Genomic DNA, 15,196 nt, shown 5'->3' with positions numbered 1-15,196 from the left:
CGGCGGATGCGAGACTTCGGCGGGTGAACGTTTTCCGCGACAGTCGACCCGCGTCGGCCGCCCCCTCGCCGGAGCGGCCGGCGGCACCGGGCCCGCGGCCGGGGGCATCCCCTCGCACGAGCCGGGCCAGGCTCGCCGAGCTGCGCGGCCCCGGTGTCCGCCCCCGCCCCCTCGACGCCCGCGCGCTCGCCGCACTGGCCGCCAACCCCGGCTGCCGCCGCCGTGCGCTGCTGGACGGGGCGGGCGTCGACAAGGGCGCGCTGGCCCAGGCGCTGGGCTCGCCCGCGGCGTACGGCCAGTCCCAGTTCGCGATCGTCCGCGGCAACGCCTTCGAGGCACGGGTGAAGTCCGACGGCGGCACGGACCTGCTGCGGCTGCTGCACGAACGGCTGGCGCCCGGCACCCCGCCGCCCGCCCCGGAGGAGGTCGCCACCCCCGATCTGTCCGCGGCCGGTCCCGAGGGCCGTACGGCACGTACGGCGCTGGCGCTGCGCGAGGCGACCGCGGCCGGCGGCTGGGCGCTGCTCGACCATCCGATGCTGGCCGTCGAGGTGGCCGGCTCGCCCGCCTATGTGGAGCCGGATGCGGTGGTGGTGCATCCGGACGGCAGCTGGACGGTCGTCGAGATCAAGTCCTTCCCGATGATCGACGGTTCGGCGGACGCCGCCAAGGTGGGCGCCGCGGCGCGGCAGGCGGCGGTGTACGTCCTCGCCCTGGAGCCGGTGGCCCGGCACGCCGCCGCGCACACCGGCCGCCCGGTCCGGGTCCGCGACCGGGCGCTGCTGGTGTGCCCGAAGGACTTCTCCAACCTCCCCACGGCCGCCGCCGTCGACGTCCGCAAGCAACTGGCCACGACCCGGCGGCAGCTGGCCCGCCTCACCCGGGTCGAGGAGATCGCCGACGCGCTCCCCCCGGAGACCACCTTCGACCTCCGGCTCGCCGACGACGGCAGGACCGCGACCCGCCCGCCCGAGGAGCTGGCGCAGGCCGTCGAGGCGGTCGGCGCGGCCTACGTCCCCGAGTGCCTGGCCGCCTGCGAGCTGGCCTTCCACTGCCGTGGGCGGTCCCGTCAGGACGGGGCGGTGGAGGCGCTGGGGCGCGGTGTCCGGGGCGAGTTGGGCGGCCTGCGCACCATCGAGGAGGTGCTGGCGGCGGCCGGCGCCGGCGAGGACCCGGCGGATCCGGAGGCGGAGCGGGACCCGGCGGTGGCGGCGCTGCGCCGGGCGGCCGCGCTGCGCGCCGAGGCGCTGGCCGGTGCCGCCGTGCCGGCCCCGCGAGCGGAGGAGCCGGGATGTCGCTGATCGAGACGCTGGCCCGGATGGAGGCGGTCGCCGAGGGCCGGGCGCGGCCGCGGTGCACGGTCCGGCACCGCCATCTGTCCGGACAACCGCTGGTCCTCGTCCCGTTGACGACCGCGGGCGAGGCCGGCGCCCCGCTGGGCGCGCTGGTCGGCACGGACCGCGAGAAGCCGGTGCTGCTGGCCGTCCCGCAGCCGCGCGACCGCGATCTGCGGTTCGCGTTCCTCGCCGAGCTGGCGGAGAGCGTGCTGCCGTACGTGGACGGCTTCGCGGACGCCATCGGGTGGGAGGAGCGCAAGGAGACCGACCCGGAGACCGGCAAGAAGGTCCCGGTGCAGGTCGAACTGTGTTCGGACGCACCCCAGTTGATCGTGCCGAGCGCCGCGGGCGTCGACTTCGTTCGGCTGCTGGGCCGCTCGATGCGGTTTCGGCGCACGGCCGAGCAGGAGCCGGCGGCGCCCCACCCCGCGCCGCCGCACGTCCCGCTGCTGGGCCGCTGGCTGACCCACTTCGGGGAGCGGGCGCGCGTGCCGGGCGCGAGCCTGCTGCTGTCCATGACGGACCTGCTGACCCGCCACTGGGCGAGCGGGCAGAGCGCGCTGGAGGACCAGCACCTGGGCGCGCTGCTCGCCTGGATCGACCCGCCGGCGGGGCTGTCGGGCCGGGAGGCGGCCGAGCGCGCGGAGTCGGCGCGGGACGCGGACGGGCAGCTGCTGTGCCCGCCGGCCGGCCCGGCCACCGACCCGGCGTTCGACAACCGGCTGCTGGCCCCCGCGATGGCCCGCTACGACGCCGGGCTGCCGGGCGCCGAGGACGCGCTGCGCGCCCTGGTGGAGGGGCAGTTGCGGCCGACCTGGGACGCCGTGTGGCACGGCCTCGACCTGCTGCGGGCACTGCCCGAGGGCGCCCGGGTCCCCGACCGCTGGAAGCGCGACCGCTGGTCGTACACGGCGCACCGCGACCGGGTGCGCGCCGGCGAGCCCCCGCAGCCCAAGCAGGACGACGCGGTCACCGCCGCGCAGAAACTCGCCGCCCGGGAGAGCGCCCAGGCCCAACTCGACGCGCAGGAGGCCCTGGACGATCCGCTGGTGATGGCGGGGCGCCGGCTGGCCGGTGAGGCGTTCCAGGGCACGGTCACCGCCGTCGAGGAGGCCTTCTCGGAGGGCAAGCGGCCGATGCCGCGGCCGCTGGTCACCCTGCACACCGCCGACCGGCCGCAGCTGTCCGGGGGCGGCAAGCTCTACCGCGCCCTGGCCGACGGCAGGACCCAGACCGGGGAGTGCGTGGCGCCCGCGGCCGGGGAGCCGGATGTGCTGGTGGTGCGGCTGACCGGCGGGATGGGGCGCGGGAAGACGCCCGAGCCCGGTTCGGTGCCGGAGCCGGGCGAGACGGTGTGCTGGACGCTGTTCGAGCACGCCCCGCGCGGCGGCCCGGAGCTCCCCGACCCCGAGGACACCCCGTGGACCCACGGCGGCCCCCCGCCCGCCCCCGGGGAGACGCCGCACGACTCCCCCGACCCCGTGACCACGGAGGACTTCCTGTGATCCGCACCCGGCACCCGGCCGTCCCGGAGAGCATGGCCGTATGACGGACCCTCAGGAGCAGCCCGCCCCCGCGGCGAAGGACTTCGACCCGGCCGCCGCGGCCGCCGCGGCGACCGACGCGATCCTGCACGACACCCTGCACGGCTCCCGGCGCGGGGTGGTCGTCGACTCCCCGCCCGGCGCCGGCAAGTCCACCCTCGTGGTGCGGGCGGCCCGCGAACTCGCCGCCGCCGGGCGCCCGCTGATGGTGGTCGCGCAGACCAACGCCCAGGTCGACGACCTCGTGCTGCGGCTCGCCGAGAAGGACCCGCAGCTGCCGGTGGGACGGCTGCACAGCAGCGAGCCCGGCGCGTTCGACCCGGCGCTGGCCGAGCTGCCCGCGGTCCGCACGTCCGCGAAGGCGGCCGACCTGGCGGGGATGGACATCGTCGTGTCGACGGCCGCGAAATGGGCGTACACCAAGGTCGACGAGCCGTGGCGGCACGCCATCGTGGACGAGGCCTACCAGATGCGGTCCGACGCGCTGCTGAGCGTGGCCGGGCTCTTCGAACGGGCGCTGTTCGTCGGCGACCCCGGCCAGCTGGACCCGTTCAGCGTGGTCGGCGCCGAGCAGTGGGCGGGCCTGGCGTACGACCCGTCCGCGAGCGCGGTGTCCACCCTCCTGGCCCACAACCCGGATCTGCCGCAGCACCGGCTGCCGGTCTCCTGGCGGCTGCCCGCCTCGGCCGCGCCGCTGGTCTCCGCCGCGTTCTATCCGTACACCCCGTTCCGCAGCGGCACCGGCCACGGCGACCGCCGGCTGGCCTTCGGGGTGCCGGGCGACGGCTCGGGGGTGGACCGGGTCCTGGACGAGGCCGCCGAGTCCGGCTGGGGCCTGCTGGAACTCCCCGCCCGCCGTACGCCGCGCACGGACCCGGAGGCGGTCCGCGCGGTCGCGCAGGTCGTGCGCCGGCTCCTGGACCGCGGGGGCGCCGCGACCAGTGAGGCGCAGCGGGACCCGGACGGCGGGCCCGCCGTCCCCGCGCCGCTCACCGCGGCCCGGATCGCGGTCGGCACGGCCCATCGCGACCAGGCGGCGGCCGTCCGCGCCGCGCTCGCCGAGCTGGGGGTGTCGGGGGTCGCGGTGGACACCGCCAACCGCCTCCAGGGCCGCGAGTTCGACGTCACGGTCGTCCTGCACCCGCTCTCCGGCCGCCCCGACGCCACCGCCTTCCATCTGGAGACCGGCCGGCTGTGCGTGCTCGCCTCCCGCCACCGGCACGCCTGCATCGTGGTCTGCCGGGCGGGCGTCGCCGACCTGCTGGACGAGCACCCCTCCACCGAGCCGGTGCGCCTCGGCGTCACGGTCAAGTTCCCGGACGGCTGGGAGGCCAACCACGCCGTCCTCGCCCATCTGGCGGAACACCGGGTGGCGTGGCGCCCGTAGCGCGCCGGGCCGCCCGCCGCCGCCGGATGCGACCGCGGAACGGCCCCGGCGGAAGGGGGCGGCGGCGGACCGCGCCACGGCCCCCTTGCGCGGGGCGGGACAATGGAATGCGGCACACGATCTGGAGGTAGTACATGTCCGAGCCGCGACCGGCCCCCGACCCGCGCGGTACGGCGCCGGGACCACGGCGGATGAAGCCCGCGCAGCTGCTCTTCGAGCCGCCCGAGGCCGTCGCCGACCCCGAGCACTTCTTCGGCCTGGAGTCGATGGAGGACCCGCGCGAGCTGCTCGGCCGCGCCACGGAACTGGCCCTCGCCTTCCGCGCCGCGGCGGACCGCGCCACGGAGTTCCAGGCGCTGGCCGCGGCCCAGCTCGCCGACCCCAGCCGGTTCGACCGGACGCCGCCGGCCGCGCTCGCGGAGCAGGCCGAGTGGACCGAGGACTACGCACAGAAAATGATCGAGTTCGGCCGCAGCCTGATGCGCAGCAGCAGCGCGCTGCCGGGCGATACGGACTGACGCGCCCCGGGCCCGCCGGCCGTCCCGGGGGCCTCCTCCGCACCACACGCCACACAGCGGCTCATGGTCCATGATCATGAGCCGCTGGCATATGCGAGAGGCGCAAGATACCGGCTCCCGCGCCGCCCCGTCCCGTTTTCCGTCAATCGGCTCAGTGACCGTGCGCCACCTGGGTAGACCTGTCCCCATGAGCGACTGGCTGCCTGAGACCCCCCGCACCCTGGCCTTTCCCACCGCGGCGTATGTCACCCTCGCGGGCGCCGACTGGCTCGCCTCCGCCAGCCCCCACCCGGACGAGATGCACACCCTGTGGGCCACCCGCCCGTCCGCCCCCAGCGTGCTGCCGTGCGGCACCGCCTTCGACGTGATCAACGCCCCGGCGCTCTTCGGACGGCGCATGGTCGACCGCTTATGGTCCGCCGGCCCCGGCTCGGGGCCGGTGGCGGCGCACCGCGGACGGATCCTGCTGTTCGCCGCCCCGGGCACGGCCCAGCGGCTGCCCGCGCTGCTGATCTGGGAGGAGTGGGCCGCCGCCGTCCCCCCGCTGCTGTGCCACGGCAGCGGCGACGCGGTGACCGTCCCGCCGCTGCACCCCCGCCACCGCGGCGCCGGGGACGCGCCCCGCGACGCCGCCCCGTTCCCGCCCGCCGAGGACCCGTCCGCCGTGTCCGCTTCCCGCTGGCTGGTGGCGCCGGACGTCCGCGACCCCTGGCTGCCCGGTCCGGACGTACTGCTGTGGGCCTGTGTGCGCGCCGCCCGCTCGTTGGCCGGCCCCGGGCGGGAATCCGCAGCTCAGCACCCGGTTTCGGCGCTGACCCCGGGCTGAGACAAACCGATTTTTGTCCTCCCCGAGCAGGATGCTAATGTTTTCCCCGTCAGCAGGCGCCGCTAGCTCAGTTGGTTAGAGCAGCTGACTCTTAATCAGCGGGTCCGGGGTTCGAGTCCCTGGCGGCGCACAGACAGTCGAAGGCCTCCACCTCGGTGGGGGCCTTCGACGTATGCCGGCTCCCCCGCGCCCTCCGCCCGTACGCCCGGGCCGCCGCCGGAGTCAGCCGCGCACGACCTTGACCGCCCAGTCCCCGTCGGCCGTCCGGCCCTCGACCTGGATGCGCACGCCGTCCGCGGTGTCGTCCATGCTCTCCCCCACGCCCAGCGGCGCGTCCGCCAGCGGCGGGTAGACGGAGGTGCCCCCGCAGGCCGAGCTGCCCGGGTGCCCGTCGAGGACCTGTACCGGGCCCGACCCGGAGGGCGCCGTGCTGCGCACGCGGTAGACCAGGACGCCTTCGGTGCACAGGGCACGGTCGTTGCCCATGGCACCGCGTGCCTCGATGGCCAGTGCGCTGTCGGTCCCCGTACGGACCACCAGAAGGCGCGGCCGGCGCTGGGCCCGGGGCTCCTTGGGGGCGGAGAGCGTGCGCAGCGAGTGCAGGGCGGGGCTGGTGAGGTCGACGCAGTCGACCTGGCTGTCGGCGATCCAGCCGAGCTTCCACTTGTGCCAGGCGAAGGGGTCCGGCGCCAGGCCGAACTGGCTGCCCATGAGGTCCCAGTCGCCGACGTAGGTGTCCCAGTCGCCCTTGCCGCTCTGCGGCCGGTGGTACAGGTCCGGCAGGTCGAAGACGTGCCCGGTCTCGTGGGCGAGGACGTTGCGGTCCGGCGGGCTCTGCTCGAAGACGGTGACGAACCGGCGCAGATCGCGGTCGTCGGCGTGCATCGGCTGTTCGAGGTTGACGACCTTGGTCGCGTCCGAGTCGACGCCGGGGGCGTCCGGGTCGGCGACGAAGTAGACGACGTCGTAGCGGCCGAAGTCGATGGCGGGGTCGGCGGCGGCGACCGCGTCGCGCAGGTAGTCCGAGCGCCGGCCGGCGTCCCAGTCGCGCCGTATCCCGTAGGAGACGGAGGAGCGCGGCATCCGGACCCAGCGCTGGTGGATGTGCGGACGCAGCCGGAACTGTCCGTACGACGCGCGGTCGAAGAAGCCCGAGGTGGCGGGGAAGTAGTCGCGGGAGAGCTCCCGCGGGACGGCGGTCGGCCGGGCGTCCGGGAAGGACAGGAAGATCATGATGGCGTTCAGCGGGCGGTCCGGGCGCGGGTAGGCGCCGTTCCAGCTGTCGAGCCCCTCGGAGTGGTGCGCGTCGGTGCGCCCCAGGGCGCAGGAGAGGGCCGCCTCGGAGGCGGTGGCGGGCCCGGCGACGATCGATGTGGCGATGAGCGCACTCAGGGAGGTGGCGACGGCCGCGACGCGCCGCAGACGGCGGCGATCCACCCCGTCGGGTGTCCGGGCGCGCGGCACATATACCTCCAGGGACGGATTCGGAGACCTCATCTACCCTGTGGCGATTTAATGCTATTCGTCCTGTTTTGCGGACCCGGAAGAGTGATCGGCGCGCCTTAGCCCTCTCGTAACGGAAAGTCACAAACAGCCAATGGGGCATTCCGTACGAACAGACCCGAGCAGAAATGGCTGAAGTTCCGTCATGCGGGCGGACGATCACGGCTGCGTCGCTGGCTCGGCCGTTGCGCCAGCCTCTATGATCGCCACACTTTCCAGCGCGAGATCCCCCCTTCCTCACGAGACAAGCGCCATGCGGGAGCGAGCAGTGAGCGGACACCCCGACAGTCCGGGCCGCACGCCGGGAGCGACGCTTCCCTCAGTGACGGAGCGTAACGGTACGACCAAAGAATCGGCCGACGCCCGGCCCGCCCCCGCGGGCCGCTGCGACGACACCGCGGCCTCGCTCGGCGACTACCGCGCCACCTTCTACGCCGCGCGCCTGGCGATGGCCGTCCTCAACCGCGACGGCCTGGTCCTCGCCGCCAACCCCGCCTTCGGCGAACTGGTCGGCGCCGACCCGGCCGAGCTGGTCGCCGCCACCGCGGCGGACCTCACCGACCTCGGGGCCGACCCGCGGGTGTGGACCGCCTACCGCGAGGTGCTGTGCGGCCGCAGCGACCGGCTGCGCTGCACCCGCCGCCTCAAACACACCGAGGGGCACTCCGTCTGGGTGGAGGTGACCGTCGAGCCGCTGACGCCGGAGCCGCTCAGCGGGGAGGAGCGGATGCTGCTGTCGGTGGCGGACATCAGCGACCGGCACGACCTGCTGGCCCGGCTGCGGCATCTGCAGATGCACGACCCGGTGACCCGGCTGCCCAACCGGGCACTGTTCTTCGAGCGGCTCTCCGCCGCGCTGGAGACCGCCTCCTTCGAGCCGTCCGGCACCGGCCGGATCGGGCTGTGCTACCTCGACCTGGACGGCTTCAAGGCCGTCAACGACACCCTGGGGCACCGCGTCGGCGACCGGCTGCTGAGCGCGGTCGCCCAGCGCCTGACGCGCTGCGCGGAGAGCGCGGCGGAGCGGGGCCCGGGCCGCACGGGGCACCTCGTCGCGCGACTGGGCGGTGACGAGTTCGCTCTTCTGGTGGAGGACTCCACCGGCACCGACCAGCTGGCCGAGCTGGCCCAGTGCGTCCTGGACGCGCTGCAGCGGCCGTTCGACCTGGCCGGGCAGCGGCTGTCGGTGTCGGCGAGCATCGGCGTCGTGGAGCGGACCGCCAACGGCACCACGGCGACCGGCCTGATGCAGGCCGCGGACACCACGCTGTACTGGGCGAAGGAGGACGGCAAGGCCCGCTGGACCCTCTTCGACCCGGAGCGCAACGCCCACCGCATGACCCGGCAGGCGCTCTCCAGCACCCTGCGCCCGGCGGTGGACCGCGGCGAGTTCACCCTCGAGTACCAGCCGCTGGTCGGTCTGGGCGACGGCCGGGCCCAGGGCGTGGAGGCGCTGGTGCGCTGGCGCCATCCGCAGTTCGGGACGCTCTCGCCGAATCGGTTCATCGCCCTGGCGGAGGAGAACGGCGCGATCGTCGAGCTGGGCCGCTGGGTCCTGGAGCGGGCCTGCCACCAGGCGCGGGCCTGGCAGCTGGGGCACCCCGGCCAGCCGCTCTTCGTCAGCGTCAATGTGGCCGTACGTCAGGTGTGGGACTCCGACCTGGTCGCGGATGTCGCCGGGATCCTCGAGGAGACCGGGCTGCCGCCGCGGCTGCTGCAGCTGGAGCTGACCGAGTCGGCGGTGATGGGCTCGGCCGGCCGGCCGCTGCAGGCCCTGCAGGCACTCAGCGACATGGGCGTACGGATCGCCATCGACGACTTCGGCACCGGCTACTCCAACCTCGCCTACCTCAGCCGCCTCCCGGTGTCCGTCCTGAAGCTGGACGGTTCCTTCGTCCGCGGCTTCCGCTCGCAGGAGCATCCGAACCCGGCGGACGAGACGATCGTGGAGGCGCTGGTGGCGCTGGCGCACCGCCTCGGCCTCACGGTCACCGCCGAGTGCGTGGAGAGCGCCGAGCAGGCCGAGCGGCTCCGCCGGATCGGCTGCGACACCGGCCAGGGCTGGCTCTACTCCCGCCCCGTCGCCCCCGACCGCGTCGAGGCCCTCCTCGACGCGGGCCGTCACACGGGCGCCTGAGGAAGCTCCGCTTCCGCGGAACCGGACTCGGCCGGTGCGGGCGAACCGCGTCCCGCCCGCACCGGAAAGACAATCCCGCCGCGACGGCGCCCCGGCGAGGGGCCGGCGGCATCACCAGCGGCCCCGGCCCTGGCGCCCGGCGCCCTACATCCCGTACACGTCCGCGATCAGCTCGTACGAGCGCAGCCGGGCCGCGCCGCCGTGGGCGTTGGCGGTGATCATCAGCTCGTCGGCGCCGGTGCGCTTGGCGAGGTCGTCCAGTCCCTGGCGGACGGCGTCCGGGGTGCCGTGGACGACGTTGCCCAGCCAGCTGTCGACGAAGTCGCGCTCCAACTCGCCGAAGCGGTACGCCTCGGCCTCCTCGGGGCTCGGGACCAGGCCGGGGCGGCCGGTGCGCAGCCGGACCATGGAGAGCGCGCCGGTCATGACCTGGCGGCGGGCCTCCCGCTCGTCGTCGGCGGCCAGCGCCGCGACCCCGATCAGGGCGTACGGCTCGGACAGCACCGGGGAGGGGCGGAAGGACGCGCGGTAGAGGTCCAGCGCGGGAACGGTGTTGGCCGCGGAGAAGTGGTGCGCGAACGCGAACGGCAGGCCCAGGGAGCCGGCGAGCCGGGCGCTGAAGCCGGAGGAACCCAGCAGCCACAGGGGCGGCCGGTGCCGGGACTGGACGCCGCCGGGCGAGGTGGCCTGGACCGGGCCGGGGACCGCGTGGATCTTGGCGTAGGGGTGGCCGTCGGGGAAGGAGTCGTCGAGGAAGCGCGTCAACTCGGCCAGCTGCTGCGGGAATTCGTCCGCACCTTCGTGCAGACGCTCGGTGCGCCGCAGCGCGGCGGCGGTGGCGCCGTCGGTGCCCGGTGCGCGGCCCAGGCCCAGGTCGACCCGGCCGGGGGCCATCGCCTCCAGGGTGCCGAACTGCTCGGCGATCACCAGCGGGGCGTGGTTGGGGAGCATCACGCCGCCGGAGCCGAGGCGGATGCGCTCGGTGTGGGCGGCGAGGTGGGCGAGCAGCACCGCGGGCGAGGAGGAGGCGACGCCGGGCATGGAGTGGTGCTCGGCGACCCAGTAGCGGTGGAACCCGCGGCGTTCGGCCGTCCGGGCGATGCCGACGGCCGTGCGGACCGCGTCGGAGGCGGTGTGCCCGGCGCCGACCGTCACCAGGTCCAGCACCGACAGCGGTACCGGGGCGGTGCCCAGGGCCGCGCCCCGGATCCCGTCGCCGCTCCCGTCGGGCGTCTCGTCGCTGCCCCGGGTGTGGTCACGTGCGCCGCTCACGGTGCGGTCCTCCTCGCGTCGGTGGTCTGCGCGCAGGACAACCGGAGAGGTTCTCCACTTATTCCCGGGGCGGCTCCGGACCGGGACCGGCGGGCTCGGGGCGTGCGCCGTCCGCGAGCCCGCCTCCCGGCGGCCGGGGCCGTCGCGGCCCCGGCCGCTCCGGCGACACCTCCTAGATCTGCGCCGTCCGCGAGAAGAGGGTGCCGAGCACCGGGCAGGACAGGGTGCGGTCGAGCAGCCGCAGCCCCTCCCAGACCGTCACCTGATTGGCGGTGAGGACCGGCTTGCGCAGCTCCGCCTCGAGGGCCGGCAGGTGCTCCGCGGTGTGCAGCGCGGTGTCGGGCAGCAGCACCACCTCGGCGTCGGGGTGGTCACCGGCCCGGGCGAGCGCCAGCACCTCCTCGAGGCCCCAGGTGCCGACCTCGGCGGCGGTGATGATGCCGCTGCCGCGGGTCGAGACGACCTCCGTACCGGCGGACTTCAAGAACGCGTGGAAGCGCTCGGCCACGTCGTCGGGGTAGGTGGCCGCGATCGCCACCCGCCGGGCGCCGAGCGCCTGCACGGCGTGCGCGAAGGCGAAGGAGGTGCTGGAGGCGGGCAGGCCGGCGGTGGCGGACAGCTCCCTGACCTGAACGCGCGCACCCTCCCAGCCGAAGACGAAGCTGGCGCTCGTACAGGCCCACACGACCGCCTCGGCGCCGCGCTCCTTGAGATCGTCGACACCGGCCGCCAGCCGCGCGGCGGAGCCCATCTCCAGCAGCGCGTCGACCCGGTGGGCGTCCTCGCCGATGTCGGTGTGGACGAGCGGCAGGCGGACCGTGCCGCCCAGGAGCGTTTCGAGCCGCGGGTAGTCGTCCTCCGCGGAGTAGCCGGGGTAGAGGAAGCCGACCGATGCCATGCAGTTCTCCCTTGCGTGTACGGCTGCGGGTGCAGGGGCGTTCGTGGGTGCGGGGGGGGGTTGGCGGGTGGTGCGGTGGGTGCGGAAGGGGCGCTGCCGGCGAACGGGACGACGCCGGCAGCGTCCGGAGCGGGGGCCGGTGCGGACCGGCCGGCCTCACACCGGGGGCAGGCCCCCGGTGTCCTCGGGCGGGTAGGGCGGGGGTTCCAGGCCGTCGAGGGCCTCCCCGTCCGGTGGCGCGGAGCCGGCGAAGGCGGCCTCGGGGGTGGCCCGCGGCAGTTCTGCGCCCGGTTCCTCCTGCTGCGATCCGGTCATCGCGGCCGGGCCGCGGCGCGCCACCGGATCGAGCAGTGCCTGGTACGGGCCCACCGCCTGGACGCCGATGGCACGCAGCGCGGACCACATCGTGACCTGGTTGGCGGACAGCACCGGCATCCGCAGCTCGGCCTCCAGCTGCGGGATGACGTCGTAGGTCGGCAGGTTCGTGCAGCTGATGAAGAGGGCGTCGGCGGCGCCGACCACGGCCGCACGGGCCATGTCGACGACGTCGCGGTACGGCACCTTCCAGATGTGCCGGGTCAGACCGAGGTAGGCCCGGCCGGTGACCGTGATGCCCGCTTCACCGAGGTAGTCCTCCAGGGAGTCGGTGACCGATTTCGTGTAGGGCGTGACCACGGCGATGCGCCGTGCGCCGATCTCGCGCAGCGCTTCGATCAGTGCGCCCGATGTCGTGAGGGAGACGACCTCCCCCGCCTGGGCCATGGCGGCGCACATGGCCCGCTCGCCCGCCACCCCGGCGACAAAGCTGCCGGAGGTGCAGGCATAGGAGATGACCTGCGGTGATACCGCGCACAGCGCCTGTACGGCAGCCTGCAGCGTTTCGTGCTCACTGACCAGACGGGCCAGGTCGAGGCTGACCTCGACGGGCACAAAAGGGGTGCGGGTGAGGTGGAGGGACACGTCGTCGGGGACCCAGCGCCACAGCTCTCTGTCGAGAGCGAAGTCGAAGGGAGCGACGACACCCACGCCGAGCTGCGGCTGTGGGCCACCCAGAAAAGAGACGTCCATGAAGGCCCCTAGAACAAAGCGAAGGGCTGGAATGGCCAGGCCAGTGGCCGGGGATGAGGTGCAGCCGGATCAAGCCGGGACGTCGGGACAGAGCCGTTGTTGACACGGTAGATACGACTTCTTAGCGTGGTCAATCCTCGCATCTCAGGCATCTGTCGGCGCCCCTTTCCATTGAAGGGGGCTCACGTTTCAGAACGGTTTCTGGCTATGTCCGAAAGCACCGTCCTCGTCCTCGGTTCCGACCCCCCGCCGAAGCTCGACCGGCTCACCGGCAGGGCTCGGGTGATCTTCACCGACGAGGACTCGCTCGCCGACCGACTCCCCACCGCCGACGTGTTGTTGGCCTGGGATTTCACCTCCGATGCGATCCGCAGAGCCTGGCCGGAGAAGGGTCCCAGGCCCCGCTGGGTGCACACCGCGAGCGCGGGCGTCGATCAGCTGCTGTGCCCGGCGCTGGTCGCCGACGACACCCTGGTGACCAACGCCCGGGGCGTCTTCGAGCAGCCGATCGCAGAGTATGTGGCCGGGCTGGTGATCGCCATGGCCAAGGACTTCTACGGAAGTTGGGAGCTCCAGCGGCAGCGGCGCTGGCAGCACCGCGAGACCCTGCGGCTGGCCGGCAGCCGGGCCGTGGTGGTGGGCTCCGGACCGATCGGCCGGGCCATCGGCACCACTCTCCTGGCACTGGGTGTCAAGGTCGATCTGGTCGGCCGCCGGGAGCGCTCGGACGACCCCCAATTCGGCCGCGTGCACGCGAGCGACGCGCTGAACGGCCTGCTGCCCCACGCGGATTGGGTGATCTGCGCGGCGCCCCTGACCGAGGCCACCCGCGGCCTGTTCGACAAGGCGGCGTTCTCCCGGATGCCGTCACGGGCCCGGTTCATCAACGTCGGGCGCGGGCCGCTGGTCGTCGAGGACGCCCTGATCGCGGCGCTGCGCGAGTGGCGGATCGCGGCGGCGGCGCTGGACGTCTTCGAGCAGGAGCCGCTCGCCACGGACAACCCGCTGTGGGACGTCCCGCACCTGATCGTCTCGCCCCATATGAGCGGCGACACCCTGGGCTGGCGGGACGCCCTCGCCGAGCAGTTCCAGGACAACTTCGAGCGGTGGTCGGCGGGCGAGCCGCTGGACAACCTCGTCGACAAACGGCTCGGGTACGTGCCGGTGCAGTGACGGGGCCGGCTGCCGGCCCCGGCGCGGCAGCCGTGCTCCCCCCACCGCCGTCCCGCCCGGGGCGGCCGATGCTCGGAGGACGCATGACCACCGAACCGACCCACCTCGCCGACCTCACCGCCACCCGGCTCGCGGCCGGGTACGCGGCCGGCGAGTTCTCCCCCGTCGAGGCGGCCCGGGCGGTGCTGGAGCGCGCCGAGGCCGCCCAGGCCGCGACGAACTGCTTCACCCGGATCGACGCGGACGAGGCGCTGTCGGCCGCCGGCGAATCGGAGGAACGCTGGCGGGCCGGTACGCCTGCCGGGCCGGTGGACGGGGTGCCCGTCACCGTCAAGGACCTGATCCTCACCCGGGGCGTGCCCACGCTGCGCGGTTCGCGCACGGTGCGGGCCGAGGGGCCGTGGGAGGAGGACGCCCCGTCGGTCGCCCGGCTGCGGGAGTCCGGGGCGGTCTTCCTCGGCAAGACGACCACCCCGGAGTTCGGCTGGAAGGGCGTCACCGACAGTCCGCGGCACGGGGTGACGGGCAACCCGTACGACCCGGGGCGCACCGCGGGCGGCTCCAGCGGCGGCAGCGGGGCGGCGGTGGCGCTGGGCGCCGGGCCGCTGAGCCTGGGCACGGACGGCGGCGGGTCGGTCCGTATCCCCGCGTCGTTCTGCGGGATCTTCGCCCTCAAGGCGACCTACGGGCGGGTGCCGCTGTATCCGGCGAGCCCGTTCGGGACGCTGGCGCACGTCGGGCCGATGACCCGGGACGCGGCGGACGCGGCGCTGATGATGGAGGTGATCTGCGGCGCGGACTGGCGCGACTGGTCGCAGCTCGGTCCGGCCGGCGGCTCGTTCCGGGAGGCGCTGGCCGGACCGGTCTCCGGGCTGCGGGTGGCCTACAGTCCGTCGCTCGGCTGGGACGTGCCGGTGGCCCCGGAGGTGGCGGCGGCGGTGCGCGGGGCCGTCGACACGCTCGCCCGGCTCGGCGCGTCCGTCGAGGAGATCGACCCGGGCATCACGGACCCGGTGGAGGCTTTCCACACCCTGTGGTTCAGCGGCGCGGCCCGGGTGGTGCAGCACCTGGACGACGCGCAGCGGGCGCTGCTCGACCCGGGGCTGGCGGAGATCTGCGCGCAGGGCGCCCGGTACAGCGCGCTGGACTATCTGGCCGCGGTCGACACCCGCATGGCGCTCGGTCAGGCCATGGGCCGCTTCCACAGCGCGTACGACCTGCTGGTGACCCCGACCGAACCGATCACCGCCTTCGAGGCGGGCGCCGAGGTGCCGTCCGGGTCCGGCCACACCCGCTGGACGGGCTGGACGCCGTTCACCTATCCGTTCAACCTCACCCAGCAGCCGGCCGCGACGCTGCCGTGCGGGGTGGACGGCGACGGGATGCCGATCGGCGTCCAGCTGGTCGGCGCCCGGCACGCGGACGCACTGGTGCTGCGCGCCGCGCACGCCCTCTACGAGGCGGGAACCGCGGAGATCCCCGCGCCCGCCGCCCTCAGGGGATGACCGCGACGTCCCGCCGCCCGTTCCACGG

General features: G+C 74.7%; 12 protein-coding genes and 1 tRNA gene. 9 read left to right on the top strand and 4 right to left on the bottom strand.

Annotation, left to right across the window (positions count from 1 at the left end; translation table 11 throughout):
• The first annotated feature begins 23 nt into the window (after positions 1 to 23).
• The 6 genes from AB0411_RS14280 (at position 24) to AB0411_RS14255 (ending at position 5,742) form a co-directional block, all read left to right on the top strand.
• Entirely contained in the window at positions 24 to 1,301 is a 1,278-nt protein-coding gene (locus AB0411_RS14280; RefSeq protein WP_403147554.1) for a hypothetical protein, read from the top strand.
• Positions 1,292 to 2,842, top strand: a complete 1,551-nt coding sequence (locus AB0411_RS14275) for a hypothetical protein (RefSeq protein ID WP_366417575.1) — start codon at positions 1,292 to 1,294, stop codon at positions 2,840 to 2,842. The genes AB0411_RS14280 and AB0411_RS14275 overlap by 10 nt, the downstream gene beginning before the upstream one ends.
• Positions 2,843 to 2,882: 40 nt before the next feature.
• Entirely contained in the window at positions 2,883 to 4,268 is a 1,386-nt protein-coding gene (locus AB0411_RS14270; RefSeq protein ID WP_366417574.1) for an AAA domain-containing protein, read from the top strand.
• A gap of 134 nt (positions 4,269 to 4,402) precedes the next feature.
• Positions 4,403 to 4,786: a hypothetical protein gene (locus AB0411_RS14265; protein ID WP_366417573.1), complete on the top strand. Its 384-nt coding sequence runs from the start codon at positions 4,403 to 4,405 to the stop codon at positions 4,784 to 4,786.
• 187 nt (positions 4,787 to 4,973) lie between these two features.
• On the top strand, positions 4,974 to 5,612 hold the full coding sequence (locus tag AB0411_RS14260) for a bifunctional DNA primase/polymerase (protein WP_366417572.1): 639 nt from the start codon (positions 4,974 to 4,976) through the stop codon (positions 5,610 to 5,612).
• A 56-nt stretch (positions 5,613 to 5,668) separates the two neighbouring features.
• Positions 5,669 to 5,742: transfer RNA gene (locus AB0411_RS14255), tRNA-Lys, on the top strand.
• 92 nt (positions 5,743 to 5,834) lie between these two features.
• Here AB0411_RS14255 and AB0411_RS14250 read toward each other — a convergent pair.
• Positions 5,835 to 7,076, bottom strand: a complete 1,242-nt coding sequence (locus tag AB0411_RS14250; RefSeq protein ID WP_366417571.1) for a M6 family metalloprotease domain-containing protein — start codon at positions 7,074 to 7,076, stop codon at positions 5,835 to 5,837.
• A 361-nt stretch (positions 7,077 to 7,437) separates the two neighbouring features.
• Between AB0411_RS14250 and AB0411_RS14245 the strand changes: the two genes are divergently transcribed.
• A complete protein-coding gene (locus tag AB0411_RS14245) occupies positions 7,438 to 9,252 on the top strand; it encodes a putative bifunctional diguanylate cyclase/phosphodiesterase (RefSeq protein WP_366417570.1) in 1,815 nt (604 codons plus the stop codon).
• A gap of 144 nt (positions 9,253 to 9,396) precedes the next feature.
• Here the strand turns inward: AB0411_RS14245 and AB0411_RS14240 are convergent, their stop codons facing one another.
• From AB0411_RS14240 to AB0411_RS14230, 3 genes are all read right to left on the bottom strand, one after another.
• A complete protein-coding gene (locus AB0411_RS14240) occupies positions 9,397 to 10,524 on the bottom strand; it encodes an LLM class flavin-dependent oxidoreductase (RefSeq protein WP_366417569.1) in 1,128 nt (375 codons plus the stop codon).
• A gap of 172 nt (positions 10,525 to 10,696) precedes the next feature.
• On the bottom strand, positions 10,697 to 11,422 hold the full coding sequence (locus tag AB0411_RS14235) for a maleate cis-trans isomerase family protein (protein WP_366417568.1): 726 nt from the start codon (positions 11,420 to 11,422) through the stop codon (positions 10,697 to 10,699).
• 156 nt (positions 11,423 to 11,578) lie between these two features.
• Positions 11,579 to 12,490: a maleate cis-trans isomerase family protein gene (locus AB0411_RS14230; RefSeq protein ID WP_366417567.1), complete on the bottom strand. Its 912-nt coding sequence runs from the start codon at positions 12,488 to 12,490 to the stop codon at positions 11,579 to 11,581.
• Positions 12,491 to 12,697: 207 nt separating this feature from the next.
• On the opposite strand from AB0411_RS14230, the gene AB0411_RS14225 reads away from it, so the two are divergent.
• Entirely contained in the window at positions 12,698 to 13,663 is a 966-nt protein-coding gene (locus AB0411_RS14225) for a D-2-hydroxyacid dehydrogenase (RefSeq protein WP_366417566.1), read from the top strand.
• 83 nt (positions 13,664 to 13,746) lie between these two features.
• On the top strand, positions 13,747 to 15,168 hold the full coding sequence (locus AB0411_RS14220; protein ID WP_366417565.1) for an amidase: 1,422 nt from the start codon (positions 13,747 to 13,749) through the stop codon (positions 15,166 to 15,168).
• Positions 15,169 to 15,196: the final 28 nt, after the last annotated feature.

The sequence above is a fragment of the Streptomyces angustmyceticus genome (assembly GCF_040701845.1).
GTDB lineage: Bacteria > Actinomycetota > Actinomycetes > Streptomycetales > Streptomycetaceae > Streptomyces > Streptomyces angustmyceticus_A.
The sequence above is the reverse complement of the archived record's forward strand: the minus strand, read 5'-3'. Positions and strand labels throughout refer to the sequence as shown.